Genomic DNA, 18,572 nt, shown 5'->3' with positions numbered 1-18,572 from the left:
AGACGGGGAGAGCGCGTTGAGCGAGGAACGGGAAACCACCACGTATCCGTCGTCCGCCGGATACGCGCGGGTCAACGGTCTGGAGCTGTACTACGAGGTGCACGGCACCGGCCCGCCGCTGGTCCTGCTGCACGGCGGGCTGCTCACCATCGACCTGACGTTCGGCGGCATACTGCCCGCACTCGCCACGACGCGGCAGGTCGTCGCCGTCGAGCTGCAGGGCCACGGGCACACCGGCGACATCGACCGGGATCCGACGCTCACACATCTGGCCGACGACGTGGTGGGGCTGCTGGACCACCTCGGGATCGGCCGGGCGGACTTCTTCGGGTTCAGCCTCGGCGGCCTGACCGCTCTCCAGCTGGCGCTGACCCGGCCCGAGCGGGTGGGCCGGCTGGTGCTCGCCTCCACCCACTACCGCCCCGACGGGTACCACCCGGAGATCCTCGACCCGCGCGCGCTGCCGGGCTCGCCGCGGATGCCCACCGAGAGCGACTTCCAGGAGATGTACGAGGCGTACGCGAAGGTCGCTCCCGATCCCGGCCGCTTCGAGGCGTTCGCCGAGAAGCTGCAACCGACGGTGCACGCGTTCGAGGGCTGGCCCGCCCGGAGCCTGGCGGGTATGGCTGCGCCGGTCCTCCTGCTGGTCGGTGACACCGACTTCGTCCGGCTGGAGCACGCCGTCGAGATGCACGAGCTGATTCCCGGCTCCCAGCTCGGTGTCCTCCCGGGGACCACCCACAGCGACCTGCCGCGGCGTGCCGATCTGGTCGTGCCGATGGTGCGGGCGTTCCTGACGTCCCCGGTCGACGCTTCGGAGGGCGATGAGCCGGTGAGTGACGGGTCTGTGGGCGGCAGACCGGTGGGTGACGGGGCGGTGGGTGACGGGGCGGTGGGCGACAGGCCAGTGGGCGACGCACCGGCGGACGGCATATCCGCTGCCGGGTGAAGGGAAGGGGCGGGGCGGGGTGGGGCGAGGCCCGGGGTCACGGACGGGCCCGGAAGCCCGGTCCGTCAGTCGCGCCCGGTGTCGATGACGCAGAAGCGGTTGCCCTCGGGGTCGGCGAGGACGACGAAGTCGGCGTCGTCCGGGTAGTGGTCCCAGTCGACCCGCCGGGCGCCCAGGGACACCAGGCGCTCGACCTCGGCGGCCTGGTCGGCGGCGTCACCGGCGTACAGGTCCAGGTGGACCCGCGGACGCTCCGGTACGGGCGTCTCACTCAGGCCGATCGACACCTGGACCCCGGGCCCGGCCGCGGGCTTGAGGACCACCCAGTCGTCTTCCGTCTCACCGCGTGGCACATACCCCAGGGCCTCCGCCCAGAAGGCAGCCGCACGCCGCACGTCCGAAGCACCCAGTACGACCGATCCGACTCTCAGCATGGACCGATGGTCGCGCAGCGACTCCCAGGAAAGGCGGTACCTCCAGGAAAGGCGGTGCCCCTAGGAAAGGCGGTGTCTCCAGGAAAGGCGGTACCTCCAGGAAAGGCGGTGCCCCTAGGAAAGGCGGTGTCTCCAGGAAAGGCGGTGCCCGCAGGAAAGGCGGTGCCTAACTCGCGAGGACGGCGACACCCGTGTCGGGCGTGCTGTCGCTCTCGTTGTCGCCGAAGGTGAGGCGGCAGGTGTCGGCGCGGTAGGTGGACAGGGCCACGGCCGCGGTCCGGCCGCCCGCGAAGTAGCGGGTGGTGACGACGAGGACGGGGGCGCCGGGCAGCCGGTCCAGCTCCTTGGCGTCGTCGGCGCGGGCCGAGCCGAGTTCCACGGCGCGGTCCTGGCCTTCCAGTTCGAGCTGCTGGAGGGCGCGCAGGACCGTACGGGCGCGGGCCGGCGCGTCCACGGCGGTGTGCGGCGCGGCGTCCGGGACGGAACGGGCGGGTACGTACAGCTGCTCGGCGGCGACCGGCTGACCGTGCGTGACCCGGCTGCGGTGCACGACGTACACCTGCTCGCCGGGTGACAGTTCCAGCAGGCGCGCCACGGCGGCGGGGACACTCTGCGTCTCGGCGGCGTCGACGGGCTGCCAGTCGTCGCCGGGCGCGCCGGGCCAGGTGTGGCGCGCGGGGTCGACGGCCACGCCCACGCGGGGCGGTGCGACGGTCGTACCGACACCGCGGCGGCGCTGCAGGCGGCCTTCCAGTTCCAACTGCTCCAGTGCCTGGCGCAGCGTGGCGCGCGCGACGCCGAACCGCGCCGCCAGCTCACGCTCGTTGGGCAGGATCTCGCCGACCGAGAACTCCGAGTCCAGAGCCTCGCTGAGCACGGTCTTGAGGTGCCAGTACTTCGGCTCCGGCGCCGTTTCGAGCTGCGTGGTCCCCACCCTGTCCTCCGCCATGGCCGTCTTCCCGGCGGAGGTGGTCCCCGCCGGAGTGCGGACCCGCCCCGGGCCCGCACACGCACTCGGATATGAGCGCTTCTTTATTAAAGGTTGTTGCAGTATCCCTGTGACGATATGGCTGCCCCCACCCTTGGTCAAGACCAATGGGCCGATCCGTTCCCCGGCCGGTGACCGGCGGTCCCGATCGGTTAGCCTCGCGATCATGCTTGCGTTGCTGCACACCTCCCCCGTGCACGTTCCGGTCTTCGACGCGCTGCGCGACGAGGACTCCCCCGGCACGCCCGTGCGGCATCTGGTCCACCCGGACCTGCTGGACCGGGCCCGGAAGGAAGGGCCGCGGGCGGTCGGGACGGCGGTACGGGACGTGCTCGCCGCGGCCGTGGCGGAAGGGGCGTCGGCGGTCCTCTGCACCTGCTCGACCATCGGCGCGGTCGCCGAGGAGGCGGGGGCGGCCGCCGGTGTGCCCGTACTGCGCGTGGACCGGCCGATGGCCGCCGCGGCCGTCGAGGCCGGACCGCGCGTCACCGTGCTCGCCACGGTGGAGAGCACCCTGCGGCCCACCGCTGACCTGATCGCCGAGGAGGCCGCCCGCGCGGGCCGGGAGGTCACCGTGGTGACCCGGGTCGTGCCGGGCGCCTGGGACCTCTTCACGGCGGGTGACCAGGAGGGCTGCACCGCCGCCGTCGCCACGGCGGTCCGTGAGGCGCAGCGGGAGACGTTCCCGGACGGTGGCGGCACAGGGCGCGCCGACGCGATCGTCCTCGCGCAGGCGTCGATGGCCGCGGCGGCGGAGCGGGTGGCCGCCGCGACGGACGGTTCCGGGACCACGCACGGTTCCGGGAGCACGCACGGTTCCGGGAGCACGCACGGTTCCGGGACCAGGCACGGTTCCGGGGCCGCTGGTTCCGGGGCCGCGTACGGAGTCGTGCTGTCGAGCCCGCGGCTCGGACTGCGGGCTGCCGTACGGGCCGTGCGTGAGCTGCGCCGGGTCAGCCCTGCGCCGCAAGTGACGCCAGCTTCTCCGGGTTGCGGATGACGTAGACGGTCTGGATCCGGCCGTCCACCACGTCGACCTGGAAGACCGCGTCCGGCTTGCCCGCGGAGAGCACCAGCAGCGCGATTCCACCGTTGAGCTCCCGGAAGACGAACTCGGCCGCCGGGACGCCGGCCCGGGCCGCGCCGAGCAGGAAGCGGCCGACCTTGTCGGCGGTCTCGATGACCCGCAGGGGCGCCTTGGCCTTGCCGCCGCTGTCGCCGACCAGCCGTACGTCGTCGGCCAGCAGGTTCAGCAGCCCCTCCAGGTCCTCGCCCGCGGCGGCCGCGAGGAAACGCTCGGTCAGGTCGCGCTGCCGGGCGGGGTCGACCTCGAAGCGCGGGCGGCGTTCCTCGACGTGGCGCCGGGCGCGGCCCGCGAGTTGGCGTACGGCGGCCTCGCCGCGCTCCAGGACGGTGGCGATCTCCGCGTACGGGTAGCCGAACGCCTCGCGCAGGACGAACACCGCGCGTTCCAGCGGCGACAGCGACTCCAGTACCACCAGGACGGCGAGGGTGACGGTCTCGGCGAGCACCGCGCGTTCGGCGGTGTCGGCGGCCGTGTCGCCGAAGTCGGTGGCCAGCGGCTCGGGCAGCCAGGGGCCCACGTACGCCTCGCGGCGCGCCTGGACCTGCCGCAGCCGGTCGATCGCCAGCCGGGTCGTCACGCGCACCAGATAGGCACGCGGCTCGCGTACCTGCTCCCGGTCGGCGGACGCCCAGCGCAGCCATGCCTCCTGCACCACGTCCTCGGCGTCGGCGACCCGGCCGAGCATCCGGTAGGCCACTCCCAGCAGCACGGGGCGGTGCTCCTGGAAGACTTCGGTCGCGGAATCGGTTCGCACGCGTTCATCCCAGCGGGCGGGCCGGTCGTTGTCCAGCAGGAACGTTCGGGAGGTGGCAGTTTCGGTCGGGGGTCGGGTGGCGGACGGGTCGGAAACGTTCCGCCGGGCGGCCGGTTTCGTACCGGCCCCGGAGACGGACCGCGCCGTACTCTTCATCCCCGCGGCCGGTCCGGGCAACCGGCTCCGGCCGGCCGCCTGGAGTTCACCGTGCGTTCGGCGGCGGGGCACCGGGCGACGGTACGAACGGGAGCGTCACCAAGATCGGTCGCACCGGACCGGTCGTACACCGGGAGGTTTCACATGGCGCAGGGATCCGGCAGAACGGTCGACCGGCGGTCACTGCTGCACGGCGCGGCGCTCGGCGCCGCGGCGCTCGCCCTCCCCGCCACCGCGCACGCCGCGGGCGCGGCCGGTACCGGAACGGGCGCCGCAGCACGTACGGGAGCGGCGCCGGCCCAGCTGCGCGCCGGGCGGCCGAGCGCCCCGTGGGGCGTGCAGACCGGGGACGTGACGACCTCTTCCGGGCTGGTGTGGGTGCGCGCCGACCGGCCGGCCCGGATGATCGTGCAGACCGCGGCGACCGAGTCGTTCCGCAACGCGCGTACCTGGCACGGCCCGGTGCTCGGCCCCGGTACGGATTTCACCGGCACCACCGCGCTGCACGGCCTGCCGTCCGGCGAGCAGATCCACTACCGGGTGCTGCTCGCCGACCCGCACGACTACCGGCGTACGGGTGAGCCGGTCACCGGCACCTTCCGCACCGCCTCGGCCCGGCGCCGCGACGGCGTGCGCTTCACCTGGTCGGGCGACCTCGCCGGGCAGGGCTGGGGCATCAGCCCGGAGCACGGCGGTTACCGGATCTACGAGGAGATGCGCCGCCGCGACCCGGACTTCTTCCTGTGCAGCGGCGACAACATCTACGCCGACAGTCCGATCGAGGCCAGTGTGCGACTGCCCGACGGCCGGATCTGGCGCAATGTGACCACCGAGGAGAAGTCGAAGGTCGCCGAGACGCTGGCGGAGTACCGCGGCGCCTTCAGGTACAACTTGCTGGACGCGAACCTGCGCCGCTTCAACGCCCAGGTCCCCACGGTCATCCAGTGGGACGACCACGAGGTGCGCAACAACTGGTACCCGGGCCAGATCCTCGACGACGCCCGGTACACCGAGAAGGACGTCGACGTGCTCGCGGCCCGTTCGCTGCGCGCGTTCCGGGAGTACTTCCCCATCCGTACGCTCCGTCCGGACCGGGGCGGCCGGGTCTACCGCGTGATCGACCACGGGCCGCTGCTGGACGTGTTCGTGCTGGACATGCGGACGTACCGGAACGCCAACTCCCCGAACCGGCAGACCGACGAGCGGCAGGGCATCCTCGGGGCCGAGCAGCTGGCCTGGCTCAAGCGGTCGCTGTCGCGCTCCCGCGCCGTGTGGAAGGTGATCGCCTCCGACCTGCCGCTGGGGCTGGTGGTCGCGGACGGCAAGACGGACTTCGAGGCGGTGGCGCAGGGCGACCCGGGCGCGCCGCTGGGCCGGGAACTGCAGATCGCGGAGCTGCTGCGGCACATCAAGCACCACCGCGTCACCGGCACGGTCTGGCTGACGACCGATGTGCACTACACCTCGGCCCAGCACTACGACCCGTCGCGCGCCGCCTTCAAGGACTTCGCGCCGTTCTGGGAGTTCGTCTCGGGCCCGCTGAACGCGGGCGGCTTCCCGGCCGTGCCGCTGGACGGTACGTTCGGGCCCGCCCAGCCCTTCGTCAAGGCGCCGCAGCGGGCGAACGTCTCCCCCGCGGAGAGCCCGCAGTACTTCGGCGAGGTGGACATCGACGGGGACAGCGGCGAACTGACCGTACGGCTGCGTGAGGACAGCGGGCAGGTACTGTTCAGCCGGGTCCTGCAACCGGGACGAGTGGGGCAGCCGGGACGGTAGAGAACGGGAACCGCCGCCTTTTGCCTCGATTGTGTCCTTTACCCATCGGTCACAGAGCGTTCTCGATCAGGCAACACCCGTAGGCGACGCTGGGCTGCATGACTGACGTGACCTCTGCCAAGAGCTCCCGCCGCCACCACTGGCGGCGGGACCTGGTCGAACTGGCGGCCCTGTTCACCGCCGTGTCCGTGGCGGACGCCCTCGCCAACGCCGTCGCGCACGGCCCGTCGGGGCCGGTGCTGCTGTGCGGCTCGGCGGTCGCCCTGATCGCCACGGCCGCATTCCACACCTGGTGGTCACGCCGCCACGAACACGCGCCGCCGCCGACCGATACCGGCGCCGCAGCGCCCACCGCTCCGGCCGGACCCGAGGGCGGGCGGCAGGAGACGGCGCTGTGGCGGATGCGTACGACCGTACGGGACGAGCCGGGCAGCCTCGCCGCGCTGTGCACGGCCCTGGCCCGCCACCGGGTGGACATCCTGAGCCTTCAGACGCACCCGCTGTCGGACGGGACGGTCGACGAGTTCCTGTTGCGCGCCCCCGTCCCGCTGCCCGCCGCCGAACTGATCCGGACGGTCGCCGCGGCGGGCGGCGCCCACACCTGGCTGGAGCGCGCGGACGCCCACGACCTGGTGGACGCCCCGACCCGGATGCTGGGGCTGGCCACCCGTACGGCCCTGGACTCCGCCGAGCTGCCGCTGGCCCTACGCCAGTTGCTGGGCCGCTGCACCATCCATTCGGTGCCCGCGCGGGCCCTGAAGGGGCACCCGCCGGCCGAACCGGTGCCGGACGAGGGCATCCTCGAAGAGCACACCATGAAGTTCCGTGACCCGTCCGGGGGGACCGTCAGCATCGAGCGCCCGCAGCTGCCCTTCACGCCCACCGAGTTCGCTCGGGTACGGGCGCTGGTCGAGCTGGACGCCCGGCTCGGCCAGCGGGTGCCGCCGCGCCGCGACGTGCTGACCCTGCCCGAGGGCAACGCCATCACCGTCCGCCGCGCCGGCCCCTCCGACCTGGACGCGGCCCGCGAGATGCACGAGCGCTGCTCGGCCCGGACGCTGGCGATGCGCTACCACGGCCCGGTCGCCGACACCGAGCGGTACCTGGACCATCTGCTCAGCCCCCGTTTCGGCCGCACGCTCGCGGTGGAGACCGCGTCCGGGCGGCTGGTGGCCCTCGGCCACCTGCTGTGGGACGGCACGGAGACCGAGGTGGCGCTGCTGGTCGAGGACGCGTGGCAGCAGCGTGGCATCGGCTCGGAGCTGCTGCGGCGGCTGGTCGGCATGGCGGCCGAGGCGGGTTGCGCGAGTGTCTACGCGATCACGCAGGCGTCGAACACCGGCATGGTGGCGGCGATGCGCGGGCTGCGGCTGCCACTGGACTACCAGGTCGAGGAAGGCACGCTGGTGATCAGCGCCCGCCCGGAGGGGCTGCCTGCCCGGCGGGAGTCCGTACGGCCGGAGGCGGCCCGCGTGGTGCCGCGGACCGGGCCGCAGACGACCTGAGGAGGCGGCCGAACGCCCGGTGCGCACGCACGGAACACCGTGATCGGACACCCGGTGCGCAAGCACGGAAGCCGTGATCGAACGCTTGGTGCGCGCCCGCGGAAAGAAGGGGGGCCGGCCGGTACGCGAGCGCTCGTACCAGCCGACCCCGAGCGGTACGGCAACCGGTGCGGATCGGTGCCGTACCTCAGTGGCTCTCGGTCAGGTGGCGGTTGCCGTCGGGGACGTCGCCGGACGACGTGCCCTCACCGTCGTGCTGTCGCCGTCGTACTGCCGCCGTCGTGCTCAGACCTGCTCCCACAGCGACGGTGTGTTCGCGGGCTCCCACCCCGGCTGCGCCTGGTGGCTCTGGAGGCAGCGGTACGTGGTGCCGTCGTACGTGACCTGGGCGCCCGCCTCGTAGACGGTGCCGGCGGCCCAGGTGGTCTCACCCGGCTGGCCGGGTCCGGGGTTCTCGGAGCCGCTCGTGCCGGTCTTCAGCGTGAGGCCGTAGCCCTGGAGCAGCGGGTTGATGGGCTGGTAGTAGGTCGTGCCGCCGGAGCGGCAGTTGCCGGAGCCGCCGGAGGTGACGCCCTGTGCCTGGCTGCCGGAGATGAAGGAGCCGCCGGAGTCGCCCGGCTCGGCGCACACCGAGGTCCTGGTCACGCCGCTGACGGTGCCCTGCGGGTAGGTGACGCTGGTGTTGTGCTGCTGGACGGTGCCGCAGTGCCAGCCGGTGGTGGAGCCGGAGCGGCAGATCGAGGCGCCGACCGCCGCCTGGGTGGAGCCGGCGACCCGGACGTTCTGGCCGCCCTGTCCCTTGACGTACGGGGTCGCGGTCCAGTTGCTGTTGGTGGCGACCCAGGCGGTGTCCCGGCCGGGGAAGGTGGACGCCTGGAAGCTGCCCTGGGCCACCTGGTTGTAGCCGGTGGTGGAGGTGCCGGCGCGGCCGCAGTGGCCGGCGGTGGCGAAGCCCTGCTGGGAGCCGCGGGTGATCGCGAAGCCTACGGAGCAGCGTCCGCCGCCCATGTAGTACGCGTCACCGCCGCGGATGTCGTAGAGGGGGCGCGGGCGTTCGGTGGTCCGGCCGACGCTGATCAGGCCGCGGTCGGCGCCGCTGGCGGCGACGAACGAGCGGGCGGCGGCCGGGTCGGCGGCGCGCAACTGCACCGTGTTGGTGCGGACGTCGACGGCCCACGAGGACGCTTCGGGGGCGGCTCGGCGCGCCGACGCGCGGTCCAGCTTGTCCTTGGCGGCGTCGAGCTGGGCGAGGGTGTGCGGTACGTGGACGGCGCGCGCACCCGCCGCCCGTACGGCCGCCATGCGGGTGGCGTCGGTGGTGGCGACGGTCAGGGTGGCGGACTCGGTGCCGCTGACCCAGGCGCCGGCGAAGGAACCGCCCAGCGCGTGGCGCAGGCGCCCGGCGACCGCGCCGGCCTCCGCCTCGTTGGCCAGCCGGCGTTCGGCCTGCGCCCGGTCGAGGCCGAGGTCGCGCCGCATCGCCTGGAACACGGCGTCGGAGGTGGCGCCGACGGACAGGGTCTCGGCGGCCGACCGGTGGGAGGTCTGCGGGGCCGTCGAGTCCGCCGCTGCCGAGCCGGGCAGCGCGGTCAGGACGAGGGCACCGACGGCGGCGACGATGGCACACGCGCTGGTTCGGGCGTGTCTGTGGCGCATGGGGGAGCTCTCCTCGGTCTCGGGGGGGGGTGGAGGTGCCGAAAACGTAGGTGCCGTGTGCCGGCCGGCAGAAGATGTCAGCTCTCCTTCTGCCAGGTGTTATGGATGCCGGGTGGCGATCCGGGGTATGCGGTGCGCTTCGGTGGCCGCGGCCCGGGGGCGGGCGCGAGGCCGGGGACGGATGCGGAACCGGGGGCGGGCGCGGAACCGGGGACGGAGCGGCTCGCGGTACGCGGCGGCCCCGGATCGGCCGCGTCGCGGTGGTCGGCGAGCCACTGCGTGTAGCTGTCGCTGCGGGCGGCGGCGTCGGCGTGCGCGGCGCGGGCCTGGGTGACGACCTCGGAGGCGGCGTCCGCCGCGGGGGTGCCCGGCAGCCAGCCCACCAGGTGGCGCCAGGACAGCGGCGTGCCGGCCAGCGGTCTGGTCACCACCCCCGGGGTGGGCGGCAGTGTGGCACGGCACAGTCCGGCCGCGCGGCCGACCTGGACGAGGTGGATGCAGGACGCGGTGTCGGTCTCGTACACGCGGGTGGGGGTGAAGCCGGCGCGGGCGCAGGCCAGGGTGAAGCAGTCCGCGAAGCAGCCGTCGCCCGGTACGTCCGCCCAGGCCTCGGTCGCCAGTTCCGCCAGGCCGATCTCGCGCCGCCCGGCCAGCGGGTGGCGCTCGGCGAGCATGACGAAGACCGGGTCCACCGCCACCTCCCGCCAGCTGAGCCGTTCGGACTCGGGGGCCGGGCTCTCCCCGCAGGCCCCGATCAGCGCGAAGTCCAGCCGTCCGGTGGCGACGGAGGCGGCGATCTCGCGTTCGGACCAGGTGGTGAACGTGGTCACCGGCACACCGGGGCGGACGGTCGCCAGCCGGTCCACCAGCCCGCCGAGCAGCGGCCCGTGGGTGCCGCCGAGGCGCAGGCCCGGTACGGCGCCACAGGTGCTGGTGAACCGTACGGCCTCCTGCTGGAGCTCGCTGATCGCGGGCAGTACGACGCGGGCGCGTTCGAGCACGAACTCGCCCAGGGCGGTGGGCCGTACGCCGTAGCGCCCGCGCTCGAAGAGCCGGCCGCCCAGGGTGCGCTCGATGCGTTTGAGCTGGGCGCTCAGGGCGGGCTGGGCGAGGCCGAGCCGGGCGGCGGCCTTGGTCAGGCTGCCCGCGTCGGCAATAGTCCGGATCGTCTTCAAATGCCGCAATTCCAGGTCCATTCTGCGAGCTTGGTGCTCCGCTCCGGGCGGGAGCAATAGTCCGGTCCGGACCAATGACGGCCACGTCACCCGGTACGGCGGCCCCCGGTGCCGCCCCGCGCCCTCCCCCGCGCCGCCCCGCTCCCCGTTCGCCCTGCGCGGACGCGGCGCCCCCGGCCGCAACGCACGGCGCGCTGATGATGACGTACCAGGGGCTTCCGTACGAGGATGGGCGCATGTCCCACACCACTGCTTCCGACACCGCTCCGCTCCCCCGCCAGGTCGCCGACGCCCATGTCGACGCCCTGATCGAGCTGGACCCCATCACCGGCACCTTCCTGGGCGTCCCGGAGAGTTCGAGCCGGCTGCCCGACTTCTCGCCCACCGGCCAGGAAGCGGTGGCCCAGTTGGCCCGTACGACGCTGGACCGGCTCGCCGAGGCCGAGCGGCGGCCGGGCGGGGACAGCGAGAGCGAACGGCGCTGCGCCCGGCTGCTGCGCGAGCGGCTGACCGCCGAGCTGGCCGTGCACGAGGCGGGCGAGGGGCTGCGCGCGGTGAGCAATCTGCACTCACCGCTGCACTCGGTGCGCGAGGTGCTGACGATCACGCCGGTCGAGACGGACGACGACTGGTCGGCGCTCGCCCAGCGGCTGCGGGCGGTGCCCGCGGCGCTGGAGGGCTACCGCGCCTCGCTGGAGGCGGGCCTGAAGCAGACCCTGCCCGCCGGGCCGCGGCAAGTCGCGACCGTCATCGGGCAGTTGGACACCTGGATCGGTACGGACCGCAGCTGGTTCGCCGACCTGACCGAGCCGGGCCCCGAGGCGCTGCGCGCCGAGCTGGACGCGGCGGCGTCGGTGGCGACCGGCGCGCTGGTGGAACTGCGCGACTGGTTCCGCGACCGGTACGCGCCGGCGGTCGAGGGCGCGCCGGACGTGGTGGGCCGCGAGCGCTACGCCCTGCTCGCCCGCTACTTCAACGGCACCGACCTGGACCTGGAGGAGGCGTACACCTACGGCTGGTCGGAGTTCCACCGGCTGCACGCCGAGATGGTCAAGGAGGCCGAGAAGGTCCTGCCCGGTGCGAAGACCCCGTGGGAGGCGCTGTCCTGGCTGGACGGCAACGGCGAGGTCGTGGTGGGCGTCGAGGAGACCCGCCAGTGGCTCCAGGCACTGATGGACCAGGCCATCGAGGCGCTGGACGGCACCCACTTCGACCTGGCGGAGCGGGTCAAGCACGTGGAGTCGCGGATCGCGCCGCCCGGTGGCGCCGCCGCGCCGTACTACACGAGCCCCTCGCTGGACTTCTCCCGCCCGGGCCGTACGTGGCTGCCGACGATGGGCCAGACCCGCTTCCCGACGTACGACCTGGTCTCGACCTGGTACCACGAGGGCGTACCGGGCCACCACCTCCAGCTGGCGCAGTGGGCGCACGTCGCCGAGGACCTCTCGCGCTACCAGACGACGGTGGGCATGGTCAGCGCGAACGCCGAGGGCTGGGCGCTGTACGCGGAGCGCCTGATGGACGAGCTGGGCTTTCTGACCAGCGCGGAACGCCGGCTCGGCTACCTGGACGCGCAGATGATGCGGGCGGTCCGCGTCATCATCGACATCGGCATGCACCTGGAACTGACCATTCCGGCGGACTCGCCGTTCCACCCGGGCGAGCGCTGGACGCCGGAGCTGGCGCAGGAGTTCTTCGGCCGCCACTCCAGCCGTCCCGCGGACTTCGTCGAGAGCGAGATCGTCCGTTATCAGGGGATGCCGGGCCAGGCCATCGGCTACAAGCTGGGCGAGCGTACGTGGCTCAGCGGCCGCGAGGCGGCCCGGCAGCGGCACGGCGCGGACTTCGACCTCAAGGCGTGGCACATGGCGGCGCTGTCGCAGGGTTCGCTGGGCCTGGACGACCTGCTGGCCGAGCTGTCGCGGATCTGAGCCGGGGGCGGCGGGCCCGTCGCCGCGGGGGCCGGGGACGGACGCGGTCCCCGCTCCTCCGGGCTGTCCCGCGCCCCGCCGCCCCGGCCTATTTCTCGGCAGTATGAATCTCGTACCGCCAAAAGGCCCGGTGCCGCCAGAATTCCACGGCCGACATGGTGTTCACGGAATGCCGGCGCACACCCACCGTCCGGCACGCCGCATAAGGCAGCGCCCCGATGACGGCGAAGCAGCGCAGCATCGGCCACATATCGCGTGAGATGTCCTCGACGCCGCGTACCGTGAATCCGGTGTCGGCGGTCAGGCGTTCCAGCGTGCCGTAGGTGAAACGCTGGAACGAGGGCATCGCGGCCCAGTCGTTCAGCTGCCGGAACACGTCGGCGGCGGGGGCCGGCATCCGGGCGGCGGCCTCCCGGGCGTACTCGAACATGACGAGCCGGCCGCCGGGCTTGAGGACGCGGTGGAACTGCCGCAGCACCTCCTCGGCCTCCGCCGCGTGCACCAGCGTCTCCATGGTGTAGACGGCGTCGAAGCTCTCGTCGGGGAAGTCGAGGGCCGCGTAGTCGCTGTGCGAGAAGGTGAGCAGGTGGTCGAGGCCCCGGCGGCGGGCGCGCCGCCGGGCCTGCGCGACGTGGGTGTCGAGTACGTCCACCCCGTGCACCCGCAGGCCGAAGCGGCCCGCCAGCCGGCTCGCCACGTCCCCCACACCGCACCCGGCGTCGAGCACCCGCGCGCCCGGCGGCTGCGCGAGCGCCCGGCCCATGCGGTCTTCCATCCGGCGCAGCGCTTTCGACCAGGCCCACGGGGAATCCGTCTCGCGATAGAAGCCGAAATGTTTGGTGCCGTTCAGGAAGAGGCGGTACCCCAGCTGAGATCCCGGCTGACGGTAATATCGGATGACCTCGCGTACGTTGCTCACATTCAGCACCATGCCAGCCCGGACGGGACCGGCACATCGCTTCCGCGCCGGAACCCCCCTTCCGGGCTCACGACTTCACCCGCTGTGCGTTCCGCTGCGTGGGTGGCACCCCCGCGCGGCGCGTGGCGGGATGCCCGGCGTCGGCGGATGCCGGAAGCCGGAAGGTGCCGGATGCCAGGAAGTGGTGATCAGCGGCAAAACCCTTGATCCACCGGGGATTCCACTGCTAGACACCTCCCATGACCGGCTATTCCCCTGACGCCACCGACTGGCGCATCCTCGACGTCCTGCAGCGCAACGGCCGCGCGGGCTACGCCGAACTGGCCCGCGCCGTGAACATGTCCGCCAGCGCGGTGACCGAGCGGGTACGGCGCCTGGAGGAGGCCGGGGTGATATCCGGGTACGCCGCGGTGGTCGACCCGGCGGGCATCGGGCTGTCGGTGCTGGCCTTCGTCCGGCTGCGCTGTCCGAACGGCAACGACAAGCCGTTCCACGACCTGCTGGAGACCACGCCCGAGATCCTGGAGGCCCACCACGTCACGGGCGACGACTGTTTCGTCCTGAAGGTCGCCGCCCGGTCGATGAAGCACCTGGAGGAGGTGTCGGGCCGGATGGGCGCACTGGGCGCGGTGACGACCAGCGTCGTGTACTCGTCCCCGCTGCCCCGGCGTCCGATCAGCCCCTGAGCCGCCGGCTCACTCCGGCACCCGGTGCCGTACGGACGACCCCGCGCGGTCCTTCACGACCTCCAGCTGCGCCGGTATGCGCTGCCGGAGGTCCGCGACGTGGCTGACGATGCCGACGCTGCGGTCCCGTTCGCGCAGGGAGTCCAGGACGTCCAGCACCTCGTCCAGGGTCTGTTCGTCCAGGCTGCCGAAGCCCTCGTCGATGAAGAGGGTGTCCAGGCGGGTGCCGCCCGCCTCGTCGGTGACCACGTCGGCGAGTCCGAGGGCCAGGGCCAGTGAGGCGAAGAACGTCTCGCCGCCGGAGAGGCTGGCGGTGTCCCGTTCGTGGCCGGTCCAGGCGTCGATGACGTGCAGGCCCAGGCCGGAACGGCGCGCGCCACCGGCCCGTTCGTCGGAGTGCACGAGTGTGTAGCGGCCGGAGGACATGCGGTGCAGGCGCGCGCCGGCGGCCGCGGCGACCTGTTCGAGCCGGGCGGCGAGCACGTAGGACTCCAGGCGCATCCGGCGTTCGTTCTCCGCCGACGTGCCGGCGGCGAGGGAGGCGAGGCGGGCGATGCGCTCATACTCGGTACGCAGCGGGGCCAGCCGGCGGGCGTCGGAGTGGGCGTGGGCGCCGAGCCGGTCCAGTTCGGCGCAGCGTTCCTCGGCGGCGGCGTAGGCCGCGCCGGCGGTGCGCAGTCTGCGGCCCGCGTGTTCGAGTTCGGCCTGCGCCCGGTCCGGGTCCGCGGGCGGGAGGCCCGCCGCGGCGACCGCCTCGGGGTCGGCCAGCTCGGCTTCCACGGCGGCCGTTTCGGCCTGGTGGCGGTCGAGGCGCTGTTGCAGGGCCCGCCAGTCGGCGTCGCTCAGCAGGGCGTCCGACGCGTCCTGCGGGGTGTCGAATCCGGCGCGGTAAGCGGCGTCGGACAGCTGGGCGTCGGCCTCCTTCAGCCGCTCGGCGCACGCGTCGGCCGTACGGGCCGCGGTGGCGGCCTCGGCCAGCAGCTCGACCTGCCGCTCCAGGCGCCGGGCACGCTCGGTGACGCTCGCGAAGCCGTCGCGTGCCTGTGCCAACCCGCTCTCCAGCGAGGCGAGTTCCCGGTCGAGGGCTTCGCGGTGGGAGGTGCGTGCGGCCGCGCGGCGCTCGGCTTCCTGCTGCTCGGCGCGGCGGCGTTCGTACTCCCGCTCGGCGCGGGCGGACGCCTCCCGGGCCGCGTGGAGGCCGGCGCCCGTGGCCCGCTCGCGCTCGTACGCCGTGCGCAACTCCTCTTCCGTGCGCGCGAGTTCGGCGACGGCGGCGTCTCCGGCGGTCGCGGACGCGGCGGCCAGTTCCTCCTTCAGGGACTGCCGGTCGCGCTCGGCGTCCTGCCGTACGGACTCGGCCTGCCGGTAGGCATCCAGCGCCGCTTCCTCGGCCGTACGGTCCACGTGCCCGGCTTCGGTACGGGCCGGAGCGGGGTGCTCGGTGGCGCCGCACACCGCGCACGCGGCACCGTCTTCCAGCCCGGCGGCGAGCTCGGCCGCGATGCCGCGCAGGCGGCGGTCCTTGAGGTCGAGCCAGTGCTCGTGGGCCGCCGCCGCGCGCTCCCGGGCGCGCAGCGCGTCCTCGTCCGCGGCCCGCAGGGCGTCCGCCAGCCGGTCGCGGCGCCGTGCGGCTGCCAGCCGTTGGCGGGCCGGGTCGAGCTGCGCGTGGAGCTGCTCGGCGCGGGCCGCGGCTTCCTGGGCGGTCTCGATGCGCCGCTGGTGTTCCTGGTGGGCCGGCCCCCAGTCCGCGAGCCAGGCGGCGGCGTCCACCAGCGTCTGCTCGTCGGCGCGCGCCTCCCGCTCGATCCCGGCGCGCTCCTCGGCGATCTCGGCGGCGCGGCTCTCGGCCCGGCGGGCCGCCGCCAGCGACCCGAGGTCCTGGCGCAGCTCTCGTTCCAGCGTGGCGAGCCGTTCGGTGTCCGCGCCGGCGAGGTCGGGCGGCAGCTGGGCACGCCCGCGCCGCTCGGCGGCCTGCGCCGTCCCGTGCTCGCGCCAGGCCGCGTCCCGCAGCGCCAGCGCCGGGGCGACCTCGGAGGCCGCGCGGGCCCGCGCCAGCCGGTCCCGGGCCCGGTCCCGCTCGCCGGACTGCGCCGCCAGCTCCGCCGCGCGCCGCTGCGCCTCGGCGTACCGCCGCTGGAGGCGGTCGCGCTCGCGCTGCTCGTCCGCCCGCGCGCGGGCCGCGGCCTCCGCCGCCTCCGCGGAGCGTACGGCGAGCCGGGCGATGTCGTACCGCTCGCGCGCACTGGACCGCGCCACCGCGGCCCGTACCAGTACGGCCTCGGCGAAGCCCGGGTCGCCGGGGCTCGGCGCCTCGGCCGGCTGCACGGCGGCGGCCGCACCGGTCTCCCGCCCGTACTGCCCTGGTACGCGGACGGTGGCGGTCGCCGTGCCCTGGGGCGCCGCGCCGGCGGTCCGCGTCGCCCGGCCCGTACCGCCACGGCGGCCGGCCGCCGGCGCCACCGCTTCGGGTGCCCGCCCCGGCGCGGGGACCGCGGGGTCGGCGAGGTCGGCCGGCTCCCTCGCCGCCTGGTCCATCCGGTGGGCGAGCGCCAGCAGCCGGTCGTCGCCGGCGGACACCTGGTCGGCGGCGGCCTTGCGGCGGGCGGCGAGCTGGTCTTCGAGGGCGGCGAACCGGCGGGTGTCGAAGAGCCGCCCCAGCAGCCGGGCGCGGGCCTCGGCGTCGGCGCGCAGGAAGCGGGCGAAATCGCCTTGCGGCAACAGCACGACCTGGCAGAACTGCTCCTTGCTCATGCCGAGCAGCTGGCCGATCTCCTCGCCGATCTCCTGGTGCGACCGGCTCAGCGCCTTCCAGCGCCCGCCGCCGTCCGGCCCGCCGTCGCCGGTCACGTACTCGCGCAGCCGGCTCTGTGCCTTCTCGCGGGTCGTGCCGGTCCCGCGCTTCTTCGGGCGGGGCTGTTCCGGCAGCCGCGTGATCTCCAGCCGCCGCCCGCCGACGGTCAGTTCGAGGACGACCTCGGTGGGCGTGAGCGGGTCGGCGAGGTCGCTGCGCAGCGCCTGGCCGCTCTGCCGCGTGCCCGGCACGGTCCCGTACAGGGCGAAGCAGACGGCGTCCAGGATGGAGGTCTTGCCGGCGCCGGTCGGCCCGTGGAGCAGGAAGAGACCGGCTTGCGCGAGCCGGTCGAAGTCGATGGTCTGGGTGCGTCCGAACGGGCCGAAGGCCGTCACGGACAGCCGGTGCAGCCTCACCGCGCCACCTCCCGCAGTACGTCGTCGGTGCGTACCTCGTCGAGGGCGGCGCGCAGCACGGCCCGCTCCTCGTCGTCCACGCCGCGCCCGGGGCGCACGTGGGCGACGAAGTCCTCGGCGATCTCCTGGTCGCTGCGGCCGCGCAGCCGCTGCGCGTACGAGGCGAGGGTGCGGGCGGTGCTCTCCTCCGGGTCGAAGGCGAGGCTGAGGATGTGCGGGAAGCGGGCGGCGAGCCGGGCCATCGGTTCGTGCGGGCGGGCGGCGTCGGTCAGGGTCGCCTCCACCCACGCGTCCTCGTGGACGGCCAGCGCCGGGTCCGCCAGCAGGTCCTCCAGCGCGCCGCGGATGCGGGCCAGCGGCCGGGGCACCGGGCAGTCCAGGCGCTCGGCGGTCACCGTGCCCGCGGCGTCCAGGTCCACGAGCCACATGGACTTGCGGTGCCGCTCCTCGGAGAAGGAGTACGCGAGCGGCGAGCCGGAGTAGCGGACCCGGTCGGTGATCGTCTGGCAGCCGTGCAGATGCCCGAGGGCGGCGTAGTCCACGCCGTCGAAGACGGACGCGGGGACGGACTCCACGCCACCGACCATGATGTCCCGCTCACTGTCACTGGGCGCGCCGCCGGTGACGAAGGCGTGCGCGAGCACCACCGACCGGGTGCCGGCGGGCCGCCCCGCGAGATCGTCGCGCACCCGGTCCATGGCGGCGCCCAGGACGTGCGCGTGGTCGGCCCGCTCGGCGCCGAACTCGTCCTTGACCAGGGCCGGTTCCAGGTACGGCAGCCCGTACAGGGCGACCTCGCCGTGCTCGTCGCGCAGCACGACCGGCGTGGCGCAGGCCGCCGGGTCGGTCCGCAGGTGGATGCCGGCCTGCCGCATCAGTCCGGAGCCGACGCCGAGCCGGCGGGCGGAGTCGTGGTTGCCGGAGATCATGACGGTCGGTACGCCCAGGTCCGCGAGGCGGTGCAGGGCCTCGTCGAACAGTTCCACCGCGGCCAGCGGCGGTACGGCGCGGTCGTACACGTCGCCCGCGACGAGGACCGCGTCGACCCGCTGCGTACGGACCGTCTCGACGAGGTGGTCGAGGAAGGCCCGCTGCGCGGTGAGCAGGTTCACCCGGTGGAACGAGCGGCCGAGGTGCCAGTCGGAGGTGTGCAGAAATCTCACAGCAACGCTCCGGCCTGCATCTTTCGTCCTCCCTCGGGCACCGGCCGCGCACGGGTCACCTCGGGCCCGCACATCGGCACGGACGACTTTAGTCTCTGCCGGCACCTCTTCCCTCACCGGCCTCGTCCCCGCCCTCCCGGACGATCGGACGATCACCGGATCCGGCTCGGGAAATACGCTCCGCGC

13 protein-coding genes and 1 pseudogene are annotated in these 18,572 nt (G+C 74.0%); 6 read left to right on the top strand and 8 right to left on the bottom strand.

The window, feature by feature from the left end; translation table 11 throughout:
• Positions 1–16 precede the first annotated feature (16 nt).
• Positions 17–949: an alpha/beta hydrolase gene (locus AB0L45_RS20380; protein WP_365841763.1), complete on the top strand. Its 933-nt coding sequence runs from the start codon at positions 17–19 to the stop codon at positions 947–949.
• Positions 950–1,014: 65 nt separating this feature from the next.
• Here the strand turns inward: AB0L45_RS20380 and AB0L45_RS20375 are convergent, their stop codons facing one another.
• Entirely contained in the window at positions 1,015–1,383 is a 369-nt protein-coding gene (locus tag AB0L45_RS20375) for a VOC family protein (RefSeq protein ID WP_365841761.1), read from the bottom strand.
• Positions 1,384–1,549: 166 nt separating this feature from the next.
• The gene (locus AB0L45_RS20370; RefSeq protein ID WP_365841759.1) at positions 1,550–2,317 is read right to left on the bottom strand and encodes a GntR family transcriptional regulator; all 768 of its coding nucleotides are present in this window, start codon (positions 2,315–2,317) and stop codon (positions 1,550–1,552) included.
• Positions 2,318–2,537: 220 nt separating this feature from the next.
• On the opposite strand from AB0L45_RS20370, the pseudogene AB0L45_RS20365 reads away from it, so the two are divergent.
• A pseudogene (locus tag AB0L45_RS20365) lies at positions 2,538–3,134 on the top strand (aspartate/glutamate racemase family protein); the annotation flags it as partial.
• 190 nt (positions 3,135–3,324) lie between these two features.
• Here the strand turns inward: AB0L45_RS20365 and AB0L45_RS20360 are convergent.
• Entirely contained in the window at positions 3,325–4,212 is an 888-nt protein-coding gene (locus AB0L45_RS20360) for an RNA polymerase sigma-70 factor (protein ID WP_365841757.1), read from the bottom strand.
• Positions 4,213–4,512: 300 nt separating this feature from the next.
• Here AB0L45_RS20360 and AB0L45_RS20355 point away from each other — a divergent pair, with 300 nt between their 5' ends.
• Positions 4,513–6,144, top strand: coding sequence for an alkaline phosphatase D family protein (locus AB0L45_RS20355; RefSeq protein WP_365841755.1), 1,632 nt, complete (start codon positions 4,513–4,515; stop codon positions 6,142–6,144).
• Between the two features lie 98 nt (positions 6,145–6,242).
• Positions 6,243–7,649, top strand: coding sequence for a GNAT family N-acetyltransferase (locus tag AB0L45_RS20350; RefSeq protein ID WP_365841753.1), 1,407 nt, complete (start codon positions 6,243–6,245; stop codon positions 7,647–7,649).
• A gap of 285 nt (positions 7,650–7,934) precedes the next feature.
• On the opposite strand, the gene AB0L45_RS20345 is transcribed toward AB0L45_RS20350, so the two are convergent.
• The gene (locus tag AB0L45_RS20345; protein WP_365841751.1) at positions 7,935–9,305 is read right to left on the bottom strand and encodes a carbohydrate-binding protein; all 1,371 of its coding nucleotides are present in this window, start codon (positions 9,303–9,305) and stop codon (positions 7,935–7,937) included.
• A 77-nt stretch (positions 9,306–9,382) separates the two neighbouring features.
• Positions 9,383–10,501 carry a LysR substrate-binding domain-containing protein gene (locus AB0L45_RS20340; protein WP_365841749.1) on the bottom strand — a complete coding sequence of 373 codons (1,119 nt, stop codon included), beginning with the start codon at positions 10,499–10,501 and terminating at the stop codon, positions 9,383–9,385.
• 215 nt (positions 10,502–10,716) lie between these two features.
• On the opposite strand from AB0L45_RS20340, the gene AB0L45_RS20335 reads away from it, so the two are divergent.
• A complete protein-coding gene (locus tag AB0L45_RS20335; protein WP_365841747.1) occupies positions 10,717–12,411 on the top strand; it encodes a DUF885 domain-containing protein in 1,695 nt (564 codons plus the stop codon).
• A gap of 88 nt (positions 12,412–12,499) precedes the next feature.
• Here AB0L45_RS20335 and AB0L45_RS20330 read toward each other — a convergent pair whose 3' ends face one another.
• The gene (locus AB0L45_RS20330; protein ID WP_365841745.1) at positions 12,500–13,330 is read right to left on the bottom strand and encodes a class I SAM-dependent methyltransferase; all 831 of its coding nucleotides are present in this window, start codon (positions 13,328–13,330) and stop codon (positions 12,500–12,502) included.
• Between the two features lie 239 nt (positions 13,331–13,569).
• Here AB0L45_RS20330 and AB0L45_RS20325 point away from each other — a divergent pair, with 239 nt between their 5' ends.
• Positions 13,570–14,016, top strand: coding sequence for an Lrp/AsnC family transcriptional regulator (locus tag AB0L45_RS20325; RefSeq protein WP_365841743.1), 447 nt, complete (start codon positions 13,570–13,572; stop codon positions 14,014–14,016).
• A gap of 9 nt (positions 14,017–14,025) precedes the next feature.
• On the opposite strand, the gene AB0L45_RS20320 is transcribed toward AB0L45_RS20325, so the two are convergent.
• A complete protein-coding gene (locus AB0L45_RS20320; protein WP_365841741.1) occupies positions 14,026–17,223 on the bottom strand; it encodes an SMC family ATPase in 3,198 nt (1,065 codons plus the stop codon).
• Complete coding sequence (locus AB0L45_RS20315) at positions 17,220–18,386, bottom strand: exonuclease SbcCD subunit D (protein WP_365841739.1); 1,167 nt, start codon at positions 18,384–18,386, stop codon at positions 17,220–17,222. Before AB0L45_RS20315 ends, AB0L45_RS20320 begins: the two co-directional genes overlap by 4 nt.
• Positions 18,387–18,572: the final 186 nt, after the last annotated feature.

This window comes from Streptomyces sp. NPDC052496 (genome assembly GCF_040679095.1).
In the GTDB taxonomy this organism is placed as follows: domain Bacteria; phylum Actinomycetota; class Actinomycetes; order Streptomycetales; family Streptomycetaceae; genus Streptomyces.
Note: the sequence above shows the minus strand (reverse complement) of the source record. Positions and strands in the feature narration are given on the sequence as shown.